20 protein-coding genes and 1 tRNA gene are annotated in these 22,092 nt (G+C 43.1%); 18 read left to right on the top strand and 3 right to left on the bottom strand.

What is annotated here, in order from left to right; genetic code table 11:
- Nucleotides 1–44: 44 nt before the first annotated feature.
- Complete coding sequence (locus tag ACVS9P_RS06410) at nucleotides 45–572, bottom strand: cysteine hydrolase family protein (protein WP_452102765.1); 528 nt, start codon at nucleotides 570–572, stop codon at nucleotides 45–47.
- Entirely contained in the window at nucleotides 569–1,222 is a 654-nt protein-coding gene (gene nth / locus ACVS9P_RS06405) for an endonuclease III (RefSeq protein ID WP_452102764.1), read from the bottom strand. Before nth ends, ACVS9P_RS06410 begins: the two co-directional genes overlap by 4 nt.
- Nucleotides 1,223–1,394: 172 nt before the next feature.
- On the opposite strand from nth, the gene ACVS9P_RS06400 reads away from it, so the two are divergent.
- From ACVS9P_RS06400 to ACVS9P_RS06375, 6 genes are all read left to right on the top strand, one after another.
- On the top strand, nucleotides 1,395–2,651 hold the full coding sequence (locus ACVS9P_RS06400) for a serine hydroxymethyltransferase (protein ID WP_452102763.1): 1,257 nt from the start codon (nucleotides 1,395–1,397) through the stop codon (nucleotides 2,649–2,651).
- An 80-nt stretch (nucleotides 2,652–2,731) separates the two neighbouring features.
- Nucleotides 2,732–3,997, top strand: a complete 1,266-nt coding sequence (locus ACVS9P_RS06395; RefSeq protein ID WP_452102762.1) for a replication-associated recombination protein A — start codon at nucleotides 2,732–2,734, stop codon at nucleotides 3,995–3,997.
- A gap of 86 nt (nucleotides 3,998–4,083) precedes the next feature.
- Nucleotides 4,084–4,743 carry a flavin reductase gene (locus ACVS9P_RS06390; RefSeq protein WP_452102761.1) on the top strand — a complete coding sequence of 220 codons (660 nt, stop codon included), beginning with the start codon at nucleotides 4,084–4,086 and terminating at the stop codon, nucleotides 4,741–4,743.
- Between the two features lie 158 nt (nucleotides 4,744–4,901).
- Nucleotides 4,902–6,242 (top strand): uracil permease, encoded by a 1,341-nt coding sequence (gene uraA / locus ACVS9P_RS06385; protein ID WP_452102760.1) that lies wholly within the window; start codon nucleotides 4,902–4,904, stop codon nucleotides 6,240–6,242.
- A 134-nt stretch (nucleotides 6,243–6,376) separates the two neighbouring features.
- A complete protein-coding gene (locus ACVS9P_RS06380) occupies nucleotides 6,377–7,222 on the top strand; it encodes a transketolase (RefSeq protein WP_452102759.1) in 846 nt (281 codons plus the stop codon).
- A complete protein-coding gene (locus ACVS9P_RS06375) occupies nucleotides 7,222–8,166 on the top strand; it encodes a transketolase family protein (RefSeq protein WP_452102758.1) in 945 nt (314 codons plus the stop codon). The genes ACVS9P_RS06380 and ACVS9P_RS06375 overlap by 1 nt, the downstream gene beginning before the upstream one ends.
- A 68-nt stretch (nucleotides 8,167–8,234) precedes the next feature.
- Here the strand turns inward: ACVS9P_RS06375 and ACVS9P_RS06370 are convergent, their stop codons facing one another.
- On the bottom strand, nucleotides 8,235–8,471 hold the full coding sequence (locus ACVS9P_RS06370; RefSeq protein WP_452102757.1) for a hypothetical protein: 237 nt from the start codon (nucleotides 8,469–8,471) through the stop codon (nucleotides 8,235–8,237).
- 185 nt (nucleotides 8,472–8,656) lie between these two features.
- On the opposite strand from ACVS9P_RS06370, the gene ACVS9P_RS06365 reads away from it, so the two are divergent.
- The 12 genes from ACVS9P_RS06365 (at nucleotide 8,657) to ACVS9P_RS06310 (ending at nucleotide 22,077) form a co-directional block, all read left to right on the top strand.
- Nucleotides 8,657–8,732: transfer RNA gene (locus ACVS9P_RS06365), tRNA-Ala, on the top strand.
- A gap of 152 nt (nucleotides 8,733–8,884) precedes the next feature.
- Nucleotides 8,885–10,156, top strand: a complete 1,272-nt coding sequence (locus tag ACVS9P_RS06360) for an HlyC/CorC family transporter (RefSeq protein ID WP_452102756.1) — start codon at nucleotides 8,885–8,887, stop codon at nucleotides 10,154–10,156.
- The gene (locus tag ACVS9P_RS06355) at nucleotides 10,149–11,111 is read left to right on the top strand and encodes a glycosyltransferase family 2 protein (protein WP_452102755.1); all 963 of its coding nucleotides are present in this window, start codon (nucleotides 10,149–10,151) and stop codon (nucleotides 11,109–11,111) included. The genes ACVS9P_RS06360 and ACVS9P_RS06355 overlap by 8 nt, the downstream gene beginning before the upstream one ends.
- 99 nt (nucleotides 11,112–11,210) lie before the next feature.
- On the top strand, nucleotides 11,211–12,614 hold the full coding sequence (gene miaB, locus ACVS9P_RS06350; protein ID WP_452104678.1) for a tRNA (N6-isopentenyl adenosine(37)-C2)-methylthiotransferase MiaB: 1,404 nt from the start codon (nucleotides 11,211–11,213) through the stop codon (nucleotides 12,612–12,614).
- Between the two features lie 70 nt (nucleotides 12,615–12,684).
- Nucleotides 12,685–13,089: a YlbF family regulator gene (locus ACVS9P_RS06345; RefSeq protein WP_452102754.1), complete on the top strand. Its 405-nt coding sequence runs from the start codon at nucleotides 12,685–12,687 to the stop codon at nucleotides 13,087–13,089.
- Between the two features lie 82 nt (nucleotides 13,090–13,171).
- Nucleotides 13,172–15,790, top strand: a complete 2,619-nt coding sequence (mutS, locus tag ACVS9P_RS06340) for a DNA mismatch repair protein MutS (protein ID WP_452102753.1) — start codon at nucleotides 13,172–13,174, stop codon at nucleotides 15,788–15,790.
- A 44-nt stretch (nucleotides 15,791–15,834) separates the two neighbouring features.
- Nucleotides 15,835–17,742 (top strand): DNA mismatch repair endonuclease MutL, encoded by a 1,908-nt coding sequence (gene mutL / locus ACVS9P_RS06335; protein ID WP_452102752.1) that lies wholly within the window; start codon nucleotides 15,835–15,837, stop codon nucleotides 17,740–17,742.
- Between the two features lie 84 nt (nucleotides 17,743–17,826).
- Nucleotides 17,827–18,780: a tRNA (adenosine(37)-N6)-dimethylallyltransferase MiaA gene (gene miaA, locus ACVS9P_RS06330; protein WP_452102751.1), complete on the top strand. Its 954-nt coding sequence runs from the start codon at nucleotides 17,827–17,829 to the stop codon at nucleotides 18,778–18,780.
- Nucleotides 18,777–20,057, top strand: a complete 1,281-nt coding sequence (locus ACVS9P_RS06325; protein ID WP_452102750.1) for an HlyD family efflux transporter periplasmic adaptor subunit — start codon at nucleotides 18,777–18,779, stop codon at nucleotides 20,055–20,057. Before miaA ends, ACVS9P_RS06325 begins: the two co-directional genes overlap by 4 nt.
- Nucleotides 20,035–20,784, top strand: a complete 750-nt coding sequence (locus tag ACVS9P_RS06320; protein ID WP_452102749.1) for a YggS family pyridoxal phosphate-dependent enzyme — start codon at nucleotides 20,035–20,037, stop codon at nucleotides 20,782–20,784. The genes ACVS9P_RS06325 and ACVS9P_RS06320 overlap by 23 nt, the downstream gene beginning before the upstream one ends.
- Before the next feature lie 14 nt (nucleotides 20,785–20,798).
- Complete coding sequence (locus tag ACVS9P_RS06315) at nucleotides 20,799–21,305, top strand: cell division protein SepF (RefSeq protein WP_452102748.1); 507 nt, start codon at nucleotides 20,799–20,801, stop codon at nucleotides 21,303–21,305.
- A gap of 1 nt (nucleotide 21,306) precedes the next feature.
- The gene (locus ACVS9P_RS06310) at nucleotides 21,307–22,077 is read left to right on the top strand and encodes a YlmH family RNA-binding protein (protein ID WP_452102747.1); all 771 of its coding nucleotides are present in this window, start codon (nucleotides 21,307–21,309) and stop codon (nucleotides 22,075–22,077) included.
- Nucleotides 22,078–22,092 lie beyond the last annotated feature (15 nt).

Raw genomic sequence — 22,092 nt, 5'->3', positions numbered from 1 at the left:
TTATTATCCCATAATTCATGTGCCTTGTCAAGATTTTTCCATGATTATTTTCGATTCAGAACTTTCACCTGTAATCCTTCCAGGACGTTGAGTGCTTCCTTATTTTGTGCTATATCTGAGCAATCAGTACATTTGGCGTCGACAATAATTTGTGCCTGAGGAAGGGCAGCTTTTGCAAGGACGGCATTTGAAAGAACACAAATATTGCTTACGAGCCCACAAAGTTCGACTTCTCCAAAATTTTCTTTCTGAAGATATGGGATCAGTTCCGCACAGCCAAAGCTGCTTTTTTGGAAGCAGTGTGCGTCTTTTAAAAGATCGTTTACTTTACCATAAAGATTCCACCCTGCAGTGTCTCGGATACAGTGTGGGATCGGTAAATTCTTTCCTTCTAAAGTGGAAAGATAATTATTTTCGTGCGTGTCCATCGTATAGATAATGGTATCGCCATGCGCTTTTGCTTCCTGTATTTTTTGGCAGATGGGGCCTTCCAGAAGAGATGCTTTCGGAAAACCGAGACTTCCGGATACAAAGTCCACCTGGTAGTCAATTACCATCAAAAGCCGTTTCATCTTTTATCTCCTTTTTGGTTTTGAAGATTTGTTTTGCAGAATTCTTTCATGCAGCATTTTTCACAGAGCGGTTTCCGTGCGTTGCAGACAGCTCGTCCATGCAGAACAAGTCTATGGCAAAAAGAATTGCTTTCATCCGGAGGGAGAATTGCCCGAAGTTGATTTTCAACCTTCCTTGGATCTTTTGTCCCGTCTGTGAGTCCTAGTTTCCCGCAGATTCGAATACAATGCGTATCCGCTACGACGGCCGGTTTATGATAAATATCTCCGACGACTAGGTTGGCGGTCTTTCTGCCTACACCAGGCAGCGTTGTCAAAACTTCAATTGTATCGGGGACTATTCCGTTAAAATCGGATTTTAATTTTTGGCACATCGCAAAAATATCTCGCGCTTTTGTTTTATATAATCCGCAGGAGTGAATATAGTCTGCAATTTCTTCTTCGGAGCCTTCGCAAAACGCATCAAGAGTCGGGAATCGTTTAAAAAGAGCAGGAGTAACCATGTTCACCCGCGCATCTGTACATTGCGCGGAGAGGCGGGTAGCAATTAAAAGCTGCAGCGGTTCCTCATAAGTCAGGGAACACTGGGCATCCGGATATTCTTTTTTCAGGGCTTCTACGGCAGCAAGTGCGCGTTGCTTTTTTGTCATGATGTATTTCCTCCCAAAGTTCTTAAAATATTGTATCGCAAAATCAGAAAAAGAACAATTCCTATTTTGTAAAAGAAATTGTTTTGATAAGATGAAAGGGAAAACTTGTCTTTTGAAGGATGATGGGATATAATAATTCTAAATAACTTGAATCAGAAGGGATGCAGCGGATATGTATAACGATATGATGGACACCATTGGTTTTGTAGGAAAAGCAGATCCGGAAGTTGGCGATGCGATGCAGCAGGAGCTTTCCCGTCAGCGCAGAAATTTGGAACTGATTGCATCAGAGAATATTGTTTCACCGGCTGTTATGGCAGCGATGGGCAGCGTGCTGACGAATAAATATGCAGAAGGCTACCCGGGCAAGCGGTATTACGGCGGCTGTCAGTATGTAGATATCGTGGAGAATATTGCAAGAGATCGTGCCTGCAAACTTTTTGGTGCAGAGCACGCAAATGTGCAGCCGCATTCCGGCGCACAGGCAAATCTGGCGGTTTATTTTGCATTTCTAAAGCCTGGAGATACCGTGATGGGGATGAGCCTTTCAGAAGGCGGCCATCTGACCCATGGTTCTCCCGTCAATATGTCCGGCAGCTATTATCATTTCGTCCCATATGGAGTTAGTCCCGAGACCGGACGAATTGATTATGATAAAGTCAAAGAACAGGCGATGGAGTGCAAGCCGAAGATGATTGTTGCGGGGGCCAGTGCATATCCTCGTATCATTGATTTTGAAAAATTCCGTGAGATTGCCGACAGCTGCGGTGCTATGCTGATGGTGGATATGGCGCATATTGCCGGCTTGGTTGCAGCTGGGCTTCATCCGAATCCGGTGGAGTGGGCTGATATTGTTACGACTACGACGCACAAGACGCTTCGTGGCCCGCGCGGCGGCATGATTCTTTGTAAAGAAAAGTATGCAAAGGCGATTGATAAGGCAATTTTCCCGGGGACACAGGGTGGTCCTTTGATGCATATCATTGCAGGAAAAGCTGTTTGCCTCGGAGAAGCACTAAAGCCAGAATTTAAAGAGTATGGCAAGCGGATTGTAGTAAATGCCCAGGCTTTGGCACAAGGACTTTTAAACCGTGGAGTACATCTGGTTTCCGGCGGTACGGATAACCATCTGATGATGGTCGATCTGACAGGCTTGGAATTGACTGGAAAAGAGCTGGAACACCGTCTTGACGAGGTTCGGATTACAGCAAATAAAAATACGGTTCCAAACGAACAGCGCAGTCCTTTTGTAACGAGTGGCTTACGTTTGGGTACGCCGGCAGTTACAACGCGTGGATTGAAACCGGAAGATATGGATGTAGTTGCTGAGTGCATTGCACTTGCAATTAACGATTTTGATAACAGCAAGGAAACAATTCTCGGCAAAGTTAACGCGATTTGTGAGAAATATCCGCTTTATGAAAATTGAATCGGATCTCAAATAATGAACGTTTCTGGAGAGCAGAGGGGGAGCCTTCTGCTCTCTTTTCGAAAAAGGAGTGATTGTGATTGGCTTCTCCGTTAGCAGATAGACTTCGCCCTAAAACTTTAGATGAAATCGTTGGGCAGCGCCATCTTTTGGCACCGGGCAGACCGCTTCGGAAAATCATTGAAAGCGGAGAAATTCCCAATATGGTTTTTTATGGGCCTAGTGGTGTAGGAAAGACCACTTTGGCACGTTATATTGCGCGCCAGACCAATAAAAAATTATGCAAGCTGAATGGAACGACAGCCAATACTGCTGATATTCGTAAGATTGTAGAATCCATTGGGACGCTAGATGCTGTGAATGGAATTTTGCTCTATTTAGATGAGATTCAATATTTTAATAAGAAGCAGCAGCAGACGCTTCTGGAATTCATTGAAAACGGAGACATCACACTAATTGCTTCCACAACCGAAAATCCTTATTTTTATGTATACAGTGCAATTTTAAGCCGTTCAACGGTTTTTGAGTTTAAGATTGTTACGCCGGAAGAAGTAATTCCGGCGGTGGAGCGGGCATTCCGATTTCTTTCAGAAGAGAGAGGAGCAGAAATTTCTGTTTCAGAAAAAGCGATTCAGCTAATTGCCACTTCCTGCGGCGGGGATGTACGAAAAGCAATGAATGCAGCCGAACTTTGCGCTCTGTCTGCGGAAGAAAAAGACGGCGCATTGGTGGTAACCGAAGAGCTTGCAGATGAACTGACACAGCGCAGTGCCCTTCGCTATGACCGGGAAGGCGATGAGCATTATGATATTGTATCGGCTTATCAAAAATCCATGCGCGGGTCGGATCCCAATGCCGCATTGCATTATCTCGCACGGCTTTTAGAGGCGGGAGATTTGCCGAGCGCCTGCCGCCGATTAATGGTTTGTGCGGCGGAAGATGTGGGGTTAGCTTATCCTCAGATCCTTTCGATTGTAAATGCGGCGGTTTCTATTGCACAGCAGGTGGGACTGCCGGAGGCACGGATTCCGCTGGCGGATGCGGTCGTTTTGGTTTGTCAGGCGCCAAAGAGCAATTCTGCATATCTTGGAATTAACGGGGCAATGGAAGATGTGGAAAAGGGAGAAATCGGGACAATTCCGAGACAGCTGCAAAATCGCCATTATGATGGAGAAGATGCAGAACGAAAGGGCCAATTTTATCAATATCCTCATGATTTTACAAATCATTGGGTAAAACAGCAGTATTTGCCTGATATTTTGAAAAATAAGGAATATTATCTTCCAGGAAAGAATAAGATAGAACAGTCCTTTGCAGCATATTGGAAACAAATTAAAAATTCTTAAAAGGCACTTGAAATAATATCTGAAAAGTGATACTATTAAAACGTTTAGGGCATTTTAAGAGTTTATGAAATGGAGGCGGTAAAAAGATGAAAAGAGAAATCCTTTCGAGCTTATCATACGGGATTTATGCACTTGGCGTAACCAATGGGAAATGTGCATCGGCCTGTATTGTCAATACCGTCACCCAGGTTACGAATCAGCCTGATCGTATTCTTGTAAGCGTTAGCCATGATAATTACAGTTGCCAGTGCATCAAAGAAACAGGTATTTTTACAGTCAGCGTATTGAGCGAAGATACTTCTGGAGCGGTAATTGGCGCTCTTGGTTTTGCGTCCGGGAAAAATGGAGATAAGCTTGCAAATATTCGTTATAAGATGTTGCGAGAGGGCGTTCCTGTTATTCAAGAGAATATTTGTTGTTGGTTTCTTTGTCAGGTAGAAAATCAGATGGAAACTGATACACATACCATCTTTTTTGCAAGAGTTCTTGCAGGAAGCGAAAAGACGGAACGGGTTCCAATGACTTATGATTATTATCGTCGTGCAATCAAAGGAACGATTCCAAAAAATTCACCGGTTTATTTTCCAGTAAGGCCGGACGATAAGGAAGAAAATGATCAGAGCTTTACCTGCCGAATTTGTAAATTCGTCTATGATGATCCGATTATTCCATTTGAAGAATTACCTGATGATTGGGGGTGCCCAATTTGTGGTTCTCCAAAATCTGTATTTGTGAGAAACTTATAGAATTAAATGAATTAGAAGCCACCCGGCACAAAGAATGTGCCGGGACGGGCTTCTTTTTTTGCAGCCACATTTGACTTTTATGGAAGAGATTTCAAACGGCCTGTATTTTTGGGACAGGCCGTAGAAATAAATACTTGAGTTTTTAGGAGCGTGGAAAAATGAGCAAGAAAATTATTGGAGTGAGGGAGAAGCCACCCCTTCAGCAGGCAATCCCACTAAGTATTCAGCACATGTTCGCGATGTTTGGGGCTTCGGTGCTGGTCCCGTCTTTGTTTCACATTAACCCTGCGGTTGTACTTTTAATGAATGGTTTGGGAACTTTGTTCTTTATCTTCGTGACAAAGGCCGAATCCCCAGCTTATCTTGGTTCCAGCTTTGCATTTATTGCTCCGGCAATTATTGTAATGACACAGCATGGGGATCCGTTCTTTCCAAATTATCCTGCCAACCCGACAGCAGAGCAGGTCGCGCAGCATATGGACGCGTTTTCTTATGCACAAGGTGGATTTGTAGCAGTCGGACTTCTTGGCTGTGTGCTGGCAGCGATTGTTTATAAGTTCGGTACAAACTGGATTGATGTGATTTTACCTCCTGCAGCAATGGGACCGGTCGTCGCACTGATTGGTTTGGAACTTGCAGGCAACGCAGCTTCTACCGGAGGAATGTTACCGGCGAATGGTGCTTCCGTTGATCCGAAAAATTTTGCAGTATTTGCGATTACGCTTTGCATCGCTGTATTTGGTTCCGTTTTGTTCCGCAAGTTTTTAAGTGTCATTCCCATTTTAATTGCAATTGCCTGTGGATATGTGGCAGCTTGTTGCTTCGGATTGGTGGATTTTACGGCAATGCAAGAGGCGAGTGTATTTTCACTGCCGCATTTTCAACTTGCTAAGTTCGATGTCAATGCGATTCTTACGATGATTCCGGTACTGCTTGTGATTACGAGCGAGCATATCGGACATCAGATCGTTACCAGCGAGATCGTTGGAAGAAATCTTCTAAAAGATCCTGGCTTACATCGTTCCCTTCTCGGCGATAATTTTTCCACGGCTATATCCGGTTTGATCGGTTCTGTTCCGACGACTACTTATGGAGAAAATATTGGCGTAATGGCAATTACAAAGGTATATAGTGTTTGGGTAATTGGCGGCGCGGCTGCGCTTTCCATTCTCTGCTCATTTATCGGCAAATTTTCTGCTTTGATTTCGACAATCCCGGGCCCTGTTATTGGCGGAATTTCATTCTTACTTTATGGAATGATCGGTGCTTCCGGGTTGCGGATTCTGGTTGACAAAAAAGTTGATTTTGGTAAAGCAAGAAATCAGGCGTTAACAGCAATCGTCTTTGTAACCGGACTTTCCGGCATTTCCCTGAATATCGGAGATGTTCAGTTAAAGGGCATGGTACTGGCATGCATCGTAGGAATGGCAATGGGAATTCTATTCTATATCTTTGATCGCCTGCATTTGACGAATGATCAGGATGAAGAGTGCGAATAAAATATTTGGGACTTTTAAAAACTTTCATTTAGGGAAAACTGCCCAAGGAAGAGTTGTCTTTGCTTGTAGAAAAAGTCGAATCATGTTATAATAAACAAACATTGATTTTTGAAAGACCAAACAGGAGGATCAGAATGAATCAGTCGGAAAAAAAAGCACTGCAGATTACGGCGTGCAAAGTACGGATGGGTGTAATTGAAGGGACTTTTCATGCAAAGTCCGGTCATCCGGGCGGATCGCTTTCGGCGGCCGATGTATTTACCTACCTATACTTTAAAGAAATGCGTGTAGACCCGAAAAATCCGAAAGACCCCAATCGGGATCGGTTCGTACTTTCCAAGGGACATACTTGCCCGGGGCTTTATGCAGCTCTGGCGCTAAAAGGATATTTTTCGTGGGAAGAGCTTAAAAGTCTGCGTCATATTGGTGCCATGCTACAGGGACATCCCAATATGCTTGATACTCCCGGGATCGATATGAGTTCCGGTTCTTTGGGACAAGGCGTTTCTGCTGCAGTCGGTATGGCACTTGCAGGAAAAATGGATCAGAAAGACTACCGTGTCTATACTCTTTTAGGAGACGGCGAAACTGAAGAGGGTCAGGTTTGGGAGGCCGCAATGTTTGCTGGTCACCATGCGCTCGATAATCTCTGTGTGATTGTCGATAACAATGGCCTTCAGATTGACGGACCGGTCAGCGAAGTGGGCGGTCCGGCTCCTATCGATAAAAAATTTGAAGCATTCGGATTCGATGTTCAGGTGATAGATGGTCATGATTTTGATGCTTTGGAGTGCGCCTTTAATCATGCAAAAGAGGTTAAAGGAAAGCCATCCTGCATAATTCTGAAGACCGTAAAAGGAAAGGGCGTTTCCTTTATGGAAAATCAGGTGGGCTGGCACGGAAAAGCACCGAATGAAGAACAGTATCAAACGGCGATGAAGGAATTAAAAGAAGCCCTGACCGGATTGGAGGCAGAATAATGGCTGAGATGATAAAAAAAGCAACACGTGAAAGCTTTGGACTAGCAGTCACGGAATTAGCTGCCGAAAACCCGAATATTGTCGTATTGGATGCAGATCTTGCAGCCGCGACAAAGACTGAAATTTTCAAAAAAGCTTATGCTGATCGTTTTATTGATGTAGGAATTGCTGAATGCAATATGATTGGAATTGCTGCAGGTCTTGCGACGACCGGGAAAATCCCATTTGCTGCAAGTTTTGCAATGTTTTCCGCAGGACGTGCGTTTGAGCAGGTTCGCAATTCTGTTGGGTATCCGCATTTGAATGTAAAAGTGGTTGGCTCTCATGCCGGTATTTCCGTCGGTGAAGACGGCGCAACGCATCAGTGCTGTGAGGATATTGCTTTAATGCGTACCATTCCGGGAATGGTAATTTTAAATCCTTCTGACCATTATGAAATGAAAGCTGCAGTCAAAGCAGCCGCTGAGTATGTAGGTCCCTGCTATATTCGTCTGGGACGTTTGGCAGTGGAATCGTTCCATAATAATGATGATTACCATTTCGAAATAGGAAAGGGCATCACGGAACGAGAGGGCAACGATATTACGATTATTGCAACCGGACTGATGGTCTCGGAGGCAATCAAAGCGGCTGATCAGTTGAAAAAAGAAGGAATCAGCGCTCGTGTGCTGAATATCCATACAATTAAACCACTGGATAAGGAACTTATCTGGAAAGCTGCCAAAGAAACCGGAAAGCTGATCACGATAGAAGAGCATAATGTGATTGGCGGATTGGGTGAAGCAGTCTGCGGGGCGGTCTGTGAAAAGTGTCCTGTCCCAGTAATTCGCATGGGTGTGCAGGATACGTTTGGACATTCCGGCCCAGCGCTTGATCTTTTAGAGGAATTTGGTTTGTGTGCTTCCAACATCGTAAAGGTGACAAAAGAAGCATTAAAGAAATAAAGCAAAATGCTATTTTAGAGTAAAAAGCCAGGAGCACCGATATTAAAAAATCGGTGCTCCTGGCTTTTTTATCTAGATGAATTAGATTTGGCAAGGCGCTCTCTTGCACCTTGAGGTTTTGGAATAGAGAAAAGATCCGTATAGGATTCGGCTTCCGAAGCAAATTGTGGAGGAGTTGGGATTAATCCGGTGCATTCAGTGGAGGCAATGACGTCAGTTGAGGTAGGAATGTCATCGGCATTATCCCACGTGTCCGACGGAAATTTTAAATTTTGTTGTTCTTCTTCTTTGAAATCCCTTTTCATGAGATCATCCCTTTCCGTTTCTATTTTTTACAGAAAACAAAAAGATATGAAAGAGAAAATTTGGCGATATTTTTTCCTTTTGACAAACTATTTTTTTGAAAATCGGACTTGCAATTTAAAAAAATATATGCTATTATTTTAAAGCTGTCGCGACCTCTCACGTTAATTTGCGTCAGTTGAAACCCGGGGCATTAGCTCAGCTGGGAGAGCGCCACACTGGCAGTGTGGAGGTCAGCGGTTCGAGCCCGCTATGCTCCACCAATTCATTCGGAACGGCTTTTAGCTGTTCCGCTTTTTTTATCTGTAAATGATTTTCATACTTTCTCAGTTGCATTTGAAAAAAGATTCTGATAGAGTATAAAAGTAGGCTGTTATTCATAAAATTCAAATGCCTGTCAATTAGGAGTAAAAGCATGGACAATGCAAGTATAGAAGAATTAGTCGGAATTATTATTTGTATTATATTTTCTGCGTTCTTTTCCAGCACAGAAACGGCTTATAGTATGGTAAACCGTACAAAGCTAAAGACAATAGCCGCAGACGGCAATCGCAGAGCAAAGTTGGCTTATTCGATTGTAGAAGATTATGATCGGCTTCTTTCTACTATTTTAGCCGGAAATAATATTGCCAATATTCTTTCCGCTTCTCTTGCTGCAATTTTGTTTACTCGCTTTTTCCTGGATAATGGAGTAACAATTTCAACGGTTGTCATGACGGTTGTGGTGCTGGTTTTTGGTGAGATATCGCCGAAAAGTCTTGCAAAAGAAAATCCTATGCAGATTGTTTTGCAGTCGGCACCTTTTTTAAAGTTTCTGATGGTCCTTTTTACCCCGCTTAACTTCCTGTTTATGCAGTGGAAGCGCATTTTAAGTCATCTTTTTAAGCATAAGGAGTCTGATGTGATGACGCAGGAAGAATTGATGACGATTGTTGATGAAGCGCAGAATGATGGTGGAATCGATGAACATAATGGAGAATTAATTCGTTCCGCGATTGAATTTAATGATTTGGATGCAGGCGATATTTTGACGCCGCGCGTTGATGTGGTCGCGATAGAAAAAGAAACTCCCCTTGATGAAATTACCGATTTATTTATGAATCATGGCTTTTCAAGAATTCCGGTCTATGAGGAGTCGATCGATAATATTATTGGTATGGTTCATGAAAAGGATTATTTTAGAGGACTTCATACCGGAATGACCTCGATTGAAGGCATCATTAAAAGTGTTATTTATATTGGTTCCGGAATTCATATCAGTGACCTTTTGCGTCAGCTGCAGCAATCAAAGACCCATATGGCTGTTGTAGTGGATGAATTTGGAGGGACAGAGGGTATCATCACAATGGAGGATATTTTGGAGGAACTGGTGGGAGATATCTGGGACGAACATGATGTTGTCGTCGAGTATTTTAAAAAAATCGGGGAGAAACGTTATGCAGTGGATTGCAGCGCCGATCTGGATGACTTTTTTAAATTCTTTCATTTCCCGCTTTCCGCAGAGGACTTTGATTATGTAACGGTCAATGGCTGGGTGATGGAGCATCTTGGAAAAGTTCCGGCGATCGAGGATAGTTTTACTTATTTGGGAAATCGCATTACCGTTACAAAAACGACTTCACGCCATGCGGTACAGGTCATTTTGCAGCAGCCTGAAAAGGCAGAAGGAGGCAAGAAAAATGATTGATGCAATGACTTCGATTGTTTTTCCTGTATTGAATCTGGAAAAGGAGATCGAAGGGATTCTGCGCAGAGAAAAAGAGCAGACAGAAAATCTGAACACAGAATTTATTATTGTAGATATGGGATCTTCGGATCGGACGATTCTGAAAGCACTACAGCTTTTATCGGAGCTTCATCTTCGCGGTAGCGTTATTCAAAACGGAAAGACAACGGTTTCTTCTGCGCTGAATACTGGAATTACGAGGGCCGGCGGAACTTATATTACTTTTTTATTTGCCCGCAGACTTTATAAAAACTATCTGCCCACATATGTTAAGGCTGCAGGAGAGGGAACAGTCGACTTGGTTTTTGGCACGATGTCGCAAGTGGAAATGAATCGGCTCCATCAAAGAAAGCATCCGGAGAATCTTTTTGGAATAGAGTGTGTAAGAAAAATCTTGGAAGACGAATTTCCGGTAGATATTTCGGCGATCTTTTTAAGAAAAGCATTCCTTTTGGAACAGCAGATTTATCTAAATGATGAGTGCAGCTTTGGTTATTCGGAAGAATTTTTATTACGTTGTTTTCTTTCGGCTGGAACAATTCGCGAAGCTCCGGTGCTTTTAACCCGTGACCGTGAGTGCGAATTGCACAGAGAAAAACAGAAAAATTTTGGAGAAATGATTTTTCAGCGAATTTCTGCGATGGAACGAATCTTAGAAATTCTGGAAACCGAACATAGCAATCAAAAAGAATTAATTGCACTGTTTCGTCAGAGAAAGCTTCCGCAGACTGTCATTAATTGCATTGATATATTGCTGCGTGAAAAGCTTAGCCATGGAGCAATTCTTACCTTTTTGAAGAAAAGGGGTTATTATCGTTACTTAAAGACAGGAAAGTATACGCCCAAGGATCTTCAAAGACGGATTTTTATATGGAAACGTTTTCCAAAATTATATCGTCCGCAAAAGCAGAATTAAAAATTGTTTACGGTTTCTTTTCTTGCAGGATTTTGTGGATTATGGTATAATCGACAGACAAGAGAATACCATATGGGGGAGACTTGAAACTTGACGGAGATGGCACAGCAATTTTCTTTGCAGTATCAGGATTTGTGGATTCAACAGCTAAAAGAAATCATGAGAGCGCGGACTCGTAAAGAGATGCCGCTTGCCATGGTGCATACCTACGGTTGTCAGCAGAATGTTGCAGATAGCGAAAAAATTGAGGGTATGTTGCAAGAGATGGGTTTTGGTTTTACCAAAGACCCTAAGGAAGCTGACCTTATTCTTTTTAATACTTGTGCTGTCAGAGAACATGCGGAAGATCGTGTCTTTGGAAATGTTGGAGCTTTAAAAAATATTAAGCGCCGCAACCCTCAGCTCATCATTGCACTGTGCGGCTGTATGATGGAACAAGAGCATGTTGCGAAAAGAATTCGAGAAAGTTTTCCTTATGTGGACCTTGTGTTTGGAACGCATGTGATTCATCGTTTCCCGGAATTATTGTTTCATTGTCTGACGGATCATCATCGCGTCTTTTCTCGTGGAGATGATAGCGAAGATCAAGAAATTATGGAAGGACTTCCTATCAAGCGGGATGGAAAAGTAAAAGCATGGCTGACAATTATGTATGGCTGTGACAACTTTTGTTCCTATTGTGTAGTCCCATATGTTCGGGGAAGAGAACGCAGCCGAACTCCCGAAGCGGTGATAAAAGAGTTTCAAGAATTAGTCCAAAGCGGCTATAAAGATATTACGCTTTTGGGTCAGAATGTTAATTCCTATGGAAAAAATCCAGACTGTGGATTGAACTTTGCAGGCCTTTTAAAAAAGCTGGACGAGATACCGGGAGACTACCGGATTCGCTTTATGACGAGTCATCCGAAAGATTGTACCCATGAGCTCTTGGATGTGATGGCAAACGGAACACACATTGCACGTCATCTGCATCTTCCATTTCAGTCAGGAAATGATCGTGTTTTAAAGGAAATGAATCGTCATTATAATAGGGCACAGTATCTGGAACTGATTCATTATGCAAAAGAAGTGATGCCGGATCTTTCCCTAACGAGTGATGTGATCGTCGGGTTCCCGGGGGAAACTTATCCGGAATTTTTGGATACGGTTTTTTTAATTGAGGAAGTCGGCTTTACCAGCCTCTTCACGTTTATCTATTCGCCGAGAGTCGGTACGCGGGCGGCTTCCCTTCCAGATCCAATTTCTGCAGAAGAAAAAAGCAAGTGGTTTCAGGAACTTTGTAAAAAGCAGGAAGAAATCGCCGCAGTACACAGCGCCAAAAAAGTTGGTGCTGTGGAACGTGTTTTGGTAGAAGAAGAGGGAAAAAAGCCTGGAATGCTTTCGGGGAGAACGGGAGGAAATATCATTGTTGATTTTCCTGGAAGCCAGGAACTCTGCGGGACTTTTCAGAATGTGCATATAACAAATGCACGCAACTGGATTTTAGAAGGAGAAATCATTTAATTTATCGGTTCTTTTTTATTATTCATAAATACTCACAAAAAATTAAATCTATTTTAAAAAGGAGAACATCATGGAAATCATTGAACTCACAAGAGAACTTGGACGTACTATTCAGGAAGACCCGCGCTACAAGGCTTTGCGTGAAACAAGCGTCGCTTGCGATAAGGACGAGGAACTTCAAAAGATGATTGGAGATTTCAATCTGACGCGCATGAACCTGAGCAATATGATGAATGACCCGGATCAGGATCAGAAAAAGATGCAGGAACTTAATGAGCAGCTAACTTCTGTTTATGAGAAAGTGATGCAGAATGAGCATATGACCGCGTACAATAACGCGAATCAGGAGCTCGATCTTCTTCTAAAAAGGATCAAAGCAATTCTGGATCAGTGTGCAGCTGGTGCCAATCCGGACACTGCCGATTATGAAGAGAATTGTACTCACAACTGCTCCACCTGCGGTGGTTGTCACTAATCGAATTTTTAAAAAAGCGGGCACATGATGAGAACGTGTCCGCTTTTTGTGTTTGATTATTAGAAACGGAGGAACTAAGGGAATGGCCGATTTGTCGCCAATGATGCAGCAGTATTATCAGATTAAAGAACAGTATCCGGATGCGATCCTGTTTTTTCGTCTGGGAGACTTTTATGAGATGTTCTATGATGATGCCGTTTTGGCATCAAAAGAACTGGACCTGACTTTAACCGGACGGGACTGTGGACAGGAAGAGCGCGCACCAATGTGTGGGATACCTTTTCACAGCTATGAGCCCTATCTTGCCAAATTGGTGGCAAAAGGATATAAAGTCGCAATCTGTGAGCAGATGGAAGATCCGGCATTGGCGAAAGGATTGGTCAAGCGGTCCATTATTCGTGTAGTAACGCCTGGTACTGTATTAGAGAGCAGTATGTTGGACGAAACAAAGAATAATTTTATTTCCTCTGTATTTCTTGCAAAAGATCAAGCAGGAATCTGCTTTTCGGATATTTCTACCGGCGAGCTTTATGCAACTCACCTTGAAAAGCCTTTGGAGGAGTCTATTCGAGAGGAAATTTCCCGTTATAGCCCCAAAGAAGTTCTTTTAAATTCCGAAGCTGCCAAGTTGAAAGGATTACTTACCTTTTTAAAAGAGAGAATTTCTGCCAGCGTTGAAGTGCTGGAAGATGATCGCTATCTTCCGGATATTGTGACCTCCAAAGTCCTTCATCAGTTTCATAAAGAAAATCTTGACGAATTAAAACTTCAGGATCAGCCGGAGATTACAGCAGCCATAGGTGCATTGCTTTCCTACCTGGAAGAGACCCAAAGAACGGGAATTGAGCGAATTTCGCAGCCGCAGGTTTATAGCGGCAGCCAATATATGAAGCTGGATCTCAATGCCAGAAGGAATCTGGAACTTTTGGAGACAATGCGTAATAAAGAAAAGCGCGGTTCCCTTTTGTGGGTGTTGGATAAGACGAAGACTGCAATGGGAAAACGTCTGATCCGCAGTTGGATCGAACAGCCTCTTTTAAGTCCTGCCAGAATCAGCCGCCGATTAAATGCGGTTGAGGAACTCTGTAAAGATGCTATTTTTAGGGGAACCCTCTCTGATGAACTAGAGGGCATTCATGATTTGGAACGGCTCATGAGCAGAATCGTTTACGGCAGTGCAAATGGACGAGAACTGCGCTCTTTGGCTTCGGCTGCAGAAAAGCTTCCTAGAATCAAAAAGATGCTTTCTGATGTTCATTCGGACATGCTTTGTGATATTTGCCGCGAGATTGATCCGCTCGATGATATTCAGGCGTTGATCGACCGTGCAATTGTGGAAGAGCCTCCATTTTCTATCCGGGAAGGCGGAATGATCAAACCCGGATTCAATGAAGAACTGGACAGCCTTAAAAATGATATGACAAACGGGCACGGTATTTTGGCCCGGATTGAGGCACAGGAGAAAGAGAAAAATAAGATTCCGAAACTAAAAGTAGGCTATAACCGAGTGTTCGGTTATTATATTGAGATTCCAAATGCCTACAAGGATATGGCGCCTGATCACTATATTCGGAAACAGACGCTGACAAACTGTGAGCGCTTTATTACACCGGAGCTAAAAGAATTAGAGGGAAGAATCCTTGGAGCACATGATAAAAGCGTGCAGCTTGAATATCACTTGTTTGATGAAGTTCGCTCGACGGTCGCAGCGCAGATGGATCGGGTTCAGAAAACGGCAGAAGCAATCGCAAAATTGGATGTGCTCAATTCCTTTGCCCATGTTAGTTGTGATCATCATTATGTTCGCCCAACCGTAAATCTTGACGGGAAGATTATTCTGAAAGAGAGTCGTCATCCGGTTGTTGAGCAGCTTTCCGATGTTCCTTTTGTTCCCAATGATGCGAATTTTGACAAAAAAGAGAATCGGGTAGCAATTATAACGGGTCCCAATATGGCGGGAAAATCCACTTATATGCGGCAGGTGGCGCTGATTGTTTTGATGGCACAGATCGGCTGTTTTGTGCCGGCTTCTTATGCGGAAATCGGCATTACGGATGCAATTTATACCAGAGTCGGCGCTTCGGATGACCTTGCCGCCGGGCAGTCTACGTTTATGGTGGAGATGTCCGAAGTTGCGGATATTCTAAAGCATGCGACTTCCAACAGCCTTTTGATTTTGGATGAAATCGGAAGAGGAACTTCCACATTTGATGGGATGAGCATTGCAAGGGCGGTTTTGGAATTTGTAGCAGATACCAAGACGCTGGGAGCGAAGGCCTTATTTGCAACACATTATCATGAACTAACGGAACTGGAAGAACTTTTGCCGGGCGTTAAAAACTATAATATTGCATGCAAAAAGCATGGAGACGATATTACTTTTTTGAGGAGAATTGTCCGCGGCGGTGCGGATGACAGTTATGGGATTGAAGTCGCCAAATTAGCGGGGGTACCAAATAAGATTGTCCGCAGGGCAAAAGAAATTCTAAAGCAGATCAATGACGGTCAAATGATCTCATTGCCGGCTTCTGAAAAGAAAAAGGTGCAGGAGAAAGAGAATGATTCCATGCAGCTGTCTTTGATGCCCTCTGAGGAATCAGAAGTGATGGAAAGACTCAAGAAGCTGGATGTCAATACACTGACACCCATTGAGTGTATGAATGAGCTTTTTGAGCTTTCAAGACTGGCAAAAGATACATAAGAGATGAAAATAGATGAGGCTAACCAAAAGGGACGGTGAAAAGATTGGCAAAAATCAATGTTTTGGATAAACATGTGGCAGAATTGATTGCTGCAGGAGAAGTCGTTGAACGCCCCAGTTCTGTCATTAAAGAGTTGGTGGAAAATGCGGTAGATGCGGAAGCTTCTGCGATTACCGTGGAAATCAAAAATGGCGGAGTTACCTTTATGCGGGTTACGGATAACGGCAGTGGAATTGAACGGGAAGATGTTTCAAATGCCTTTTTGCGTCACGCTACGAGTAAGGTGTTTTCACAAAAGGACTTGGAGCATATTGGAACATTAGGGTTTCGAGGAGAAGCACTTGCCTCGATTTGTGCAGTTTCCCATGTGGAATTGCTGACCAGAACAAAAGAGGAACTGGCAGGGACCCGCTATGTGATTTCCGGTGGAGAGAAAGAAGCATGCGAAGATGCCGGATGTGCTTCTGGAACGACGATTTTAGTGCGGGATCTTTTTTACAATACACCGGCCCGAATGAAATTCTTGAAAAAAGATGTGACGGAAGGCAACGCGGTAGCTTCTATTATTGATCATGAAGCTTTATCGCGCCCGGATATCAGTTTCCGCTTTTTGCGTGATGGAAAGGAAACACTTCAGACACCGGGGGATGGAAAACTTAAAAATTCTATTTATGCCGTTTACGGAAGAGAATTTACTTCCGGGTTGATTCCGGTGGAATATACGCTTGATCATGTTCGCGTTTGGGGATTTATCGGAAAACCGACAGCTTCCAGACCAAACCGCAGTATGCAGAATTTCTTTTTAAATGGCCGCTATGTAAGGTCAAAAACAGCCATGGTTTCTTTGGAACAGGCATTTAAAGGGTCTATTATGGTCGGCAAGTTTCCAACCTGTGTGCTTCATATTGAAATGGACTGTTCTGCTGTTGATGTCAATGTGCATCCTTCTAAAATGGAAGTCCGTTTTTATCAGGAAAAACCGGTCTTTGATGCGGTCTATCATGCAGTGAAATCGGCTTTGAATGTAGGCGATAAACCAAATGTATTAAAATTCTCGCCTGTACAGTCTGCGGCGAGTCAGATCATACCGCCTTATCAACAGACCAGGACCGTTGAACAGCTGCAGATTTCTCAAAAAGCAGCTCCGACTATCCTGCAGGATTCGAAGCAAAATTTCCATTCTCAAGCTTTTTTAGATGACAATCGAGCTCCACTGCAAAAAGATTTACAGGAGCCCGCTTCGCGGTCTTCTCTTCCCGAAAATGAGCCTATCTCTTTTGAAAAATCGCAGGAAGAGAAACTAAATGACACGTATTCGGAAGATCTGTTGGAAGAAAGTTCTGCGCCACTAGTCCAAAAAGAGCAGCCTCAGCCTCCTCAGCAAACATTGAAACTTGTAGGAGAAGCGTTCGGAACTTATATCATTCTCGAACGAGGAGAAGACGAACTTTTACTAATTGATAAACACGCGGCTCATGAGCGCATGATTTATGAAAAACTTCGCCGCGAATCCGGAGATATTCCGCAGCAAATGCTTTTGCAGCCGATTCCTGTTGTGTTGGAAAAGAACGAATATGCAGCGGTCCTTGATCATCTCGATATGTTTGAAAAGGCCGGATTTGGTCTGGAAGACTTTGGTACGGGAACCGTTCTAATTCGAAGCGCACCGATTTTATTAATTGAGGATGCCGCTTCCGCCGTTATGGAGATGGCAGGATATCTTGCACAAAATAAAACAGATATTTCAACTGAAAAGCAGGACTGGCTCTATCACAATGTTGCCTGCCGAGCGGCGGTTAAGGCGGGGGACGAGAGTTCACCGATGGAACTTGCTGATTTGGCACAGCGGCTGGAAAAGAATCCAGACATTCGCTATTGCCCACACGGACGTCCGGTTTCTATCGTTTTAAAACGAAAAGATTTGGAACATCAGTTTGGCAGAATTCAGTAAAATTTTTTATTGCATTTTATTAAATTTCCGTTTACAATAATATGAGTTTACATAAAACTTGGCTTTATAGAGGAGGAAAGGGGATTGTCAGAGCGAATTCTAGTTGGAGCAGTTGTAGGCCCAACTGCTTCCGGAAAGAGTCGGCTGGCGGTCGCGCTTTGTAAAAGCCTTTCCGGAGAAGTAATTTCAGCGGATTCTATGCAAATTTATCGTGGAATTCCGATTGGAACGGCACAATCTTCTCAGAAAGAAATGGAAAATGTTCCGCACCATTTAATTGGATTTTTGCCGCTTGATCAGCCTTTTAGCGTAGCAGATTATGTGAAATTGGCAGAACAGACCGTAAATGAGGTGCGAAGCAGAGAAAATTTCCCAATGTTGTGCGGTGGGACGGGCCTTTATATTCGCAGCTTTTTACATCATATTGATTTTGAGCAGGCGGAGGGAGATCATGCTTTTCGTACTGCACTCGAAAAGCGCTGGGAAAATGGAGAGGGTGATCTTCTGTATCAAGAGCTGCAGACACTTGATGCAAAGGCTGCGGAGAAGATTCATCCGAATAATGAGATTCGAGTGATTCGTGCGCTGGAGCTTTTGAAGTCTACGGGAAAAACTGCTAAGGAGCGAGAAAAAGAGTCTCGAATGATTCCAAGCCCATATGATTGCTGTATGATAGGGCTTAATTTTCGCAGCCGCAATATCCTTTATCAGAGGATTAATGAGCGAGTAGACCAAATGATAAAGCAAGGACTTTTGGAAGAAGCCGAAAAAGTCTTTCGTGAGGCGAAAGGGTCCACTGCGATTCAGGCAATTGGTTATAAAGAATTAAAGCCTTATTTTGAAGGGATCTGTTCTTTGCCAGAAGCTGTGGATTGTTTAAAGCAGCATACCAGAAATTATGCAAAACGGCAGCTGACATGGTTTCGCCGTGAAGAAAAGATACATTGGCTTTTTATTGAAGACTATCCTGATTTTACGGCGCTTTGCCAAGCTGCGCTGCATATTTTCGAGACAAATTGGGGGGCTGACAAAGAATGACAAATCCTAAAATCAAAAAAATTGCCGCAACATTTGCTGCATTGTTGATTTTTACTTTTTTGGGTTATCAAATTTATCGAGTCAATTTTGCAAAACAAGTGACCGAAGAGGCGCTCTATAAGACTGTTTCTGAAAAAATACAGGCAACCGGGTATGCGATCCGCAGTGAAAATGTGATTGCAAATCCTTATGGAGGCGTTTTGCAGTATGCGGTTTCCGACGGTGGCCGTGTATCGAGCAGCGGCACAGTAGCAACCGCGTACAGCAGCGTAACAACAGCCGGAACAAAAGATCAGCTGGATGCTCTTAAAAATGAGAAACAGCTTTTAACCGATCTGCAAAATCCAGGTAATTCCTATGCGGACAGCTTAGAAACGGTTGGACAGCAGATCTCAAAGCAGATGATCTCTCTTTTAAATAATTCTGAATCCGGGACCAGCATTACGACAGATAAACAGCAGCTGCAGTATTTGCTAAACAAGCGCCAAATCATTGCAGGAAAATCTCCGGATTTTTCCAGTCGCCTTTCTGAAATTGAAACGCAGATTACACAGCTTAGCGGGACAAGCAATGGACAGGCTCTTGGAACGGTTACAACCGATAAGGCGGGGTTCTTTTCCAGCCATGTTGATGGATATGAGAACTTGTTTCCTATCAATTCTGTTACCACATTGACGGCTGATGATTTGGAAAAGGAATATCCTAAGGGAACGGTACAGGATCATACGGTAGGGAAGGTCGTCAATGACTTTTTTTGGTATTTTGCCTGTACGGTTCCGGCAAAAGATGCAAATCGTTTTAAACTGGAAAATACGGTAACGCTTTCGTTTCCTTTTGCGTCTGCTGATGAGATTCCGGCAACGATAGTGGCAATCAACCAGCAAGATGAAAATTCAGATGCGGCGATCATTTTAAAATGTGACAGAATGAATGCGAACCTTGTAAATTTGAGAAAAGAAACCGCAGAGGTTACTGTTAATCAATATAGCGGCATTCAGGTCAGTCAAAAAGCAATTCACTTTGAAACTTTGACAAAGGATGTTAAGCAGGCGGATGGAACGGTTACAAAGCAAACGCAAAAGGTTCCGGGGGTTTATGTAATGTATGGAACCGAAATGCGTTTTTGTCAGATCGTTCAGCTTTATGGAGATGGGACATATGTTTACTGTGATCCTTCTCCAAGTGCGGATGCACTGATGACGGATGATACCGTAAAACAATATGATCAAGTAATTATTGAAGGGACCGATTTGCATGACGGAAAAGTTATCGACTGAAAATTTACAGGAACGGTTTCGAGCAGTAGAAGAAAATCTTGAAGAAATTGAACATAATGTGACGGTAGCAGCGCAAAAAGCTGGAAAAACACGTGCAGATATCACCGTGCTTGCGGCAACGAAAACAGTTCCGGTCGAAGTCATCAATCACAGCATCGAAAAGGGGATCTCTTACATCGGCGAGAACAAAGTCCAGGAATTGATGGATAAATATGATGCTTATGAAAAAGACAAAACCCAAGTCCATTTTATCGGTCATCTGCAGGTAAATAAGATTAAATACCTTGTCGGGCGTGTACAAATGATTCAAAGTGTCGACAGTATGAAACTCGCAAAGGAAATTTCACGCCTTTCTCAGAAGAGAGAAGTACAGACGAAAATTTTGGTCGAAGTGAATATTGGGCATGAAGAAAATAAGTCCGGTGTATTACCGGAAAATTTGGAATCATTGCTGGAAGAGATTTCAGTGCTCCCCAATATTTCAATTTGTGGATTGATGGCAATTCCACCCGCAAATGTTAAAAAAGAAGAAACTTTGCACTACTTTTCACAAATGTACGAATATTTTGTTGACATGAGCAGAAAAAAATTAGATAATGTCTCTATGGACTATTTATCAATGGGGATGTCTGCAGATTATGCAGACGCCATTGAATGTGGTGCTAATATGGTGCGAATTGGCTCGGCGCTTTACGGCGCACGAGATTACAGTAAGAAAAACGTGTAGGAGGTTTTTACACAATGGCTGGTTTTATCCAAAAGTTTAAAGAAATGTGGAATCCGCCGGATGACGAGTATGATTATGATGATTACGATGAGCGGGAGGAACAGCAAGACGACAACACTGCGGCAGCTGCTGCTCCCCGTACTCGTGAGCGTCGTTCAGAGACGCCGGAATATGATAAGGTGCCCCGTAATATAGAAAAGCGGGACGATAGCAATAAAGTAGTAAATATTCATGCAACTGCACAGCTGCAGGTAGTGGTATTTCGTCCGGAACATTTCGGAGAAGAGACTTGTTCTGTTGCAGATGAGCTTTTAAAAATGCACACTGTTGTTTTGAATCTGGAAAACACACAAAAAGATGTTTCCAGAAGAATTATTGATTTTTTAAGCGGCGTTGCATATGCCAATGGCGGAAAGATCAAGCGCGTTGCGACGAATACCTTTATCATCACTCCATACAATGTGGATTTGATGGGAGAAGACGTAATGGACGAGCTGGAAAATACCGGCTTATACTTCTAAAATGTCAGTTTCCCCAAAGCAGCAGATGCCCGGTGATGCGGTTTTGCTTGCAAAAATAAAAGATGCGGTTGCTCTTTCTCAGCAAAGAGGCTATGCACATTTTGTTGGATTTTTAGATGAAAGGGCAGCAGCAGTTTCAAGACAATATATGGAATCTACCTATTTTAAAAACTATATGCTGTGGGGAGGCTTCGCCGAAGCAGAGCGTGTAGTTTTTGGTGCATTTCCGGATTTTCTAGAGCCATCTCCAGAAGCTTTTCCGATTAGCGCCGTCACTGCTTCTTTTCGTGAATGCGATCCTTTGTCGCATCGTGATTTTTTGGGAGCATTTTTAGGGACAGGGCTAAAGCGGGGATCCATTGGGGATATTTTGGTAGAACAGGGAAGAGCAATTATTTTCTGCCGAGAAGAATTAAAACCCTTTTTGCTTTCTCAAATTGTAAAAGTCGGCAGAGTAGGGGTCAAACTTTCAGAAGGAGCAAAAAAGCCGCTACCGCATGCACATACTTATCAAGAGATCAACGGCGTAGTTGCTTCTGAGCGTCTTGATTGTTTGACTGCGGCTATGGTTGGAATAAGTCGTGAAAAGGCAGCGACTATGATCGCTGCAGGAGCGGTAGAAGTAAATCATTTTGTGCAGACTTCTTCATCGAAGGAATTGCAAGAAGGCGATTTACTTTCCATTCATGGAAAAGGACGTTATCAAATTACCCGGTTAGGGCCTGTTACAAAAAAAGGACGATTAAGTTTCGTAGGGAAAAAGTATGTATAAATAATGGAGGACGAT

The sequence above is a fragment of the Caproicibacterium sp. NSD3 genome (assembly GCF_053613275.1).
The sequence above is the reverse complement of the archived record's forward strand: the minus strand, read 5'-3'. Positions and strand labels throughout refer to the sequence as shown.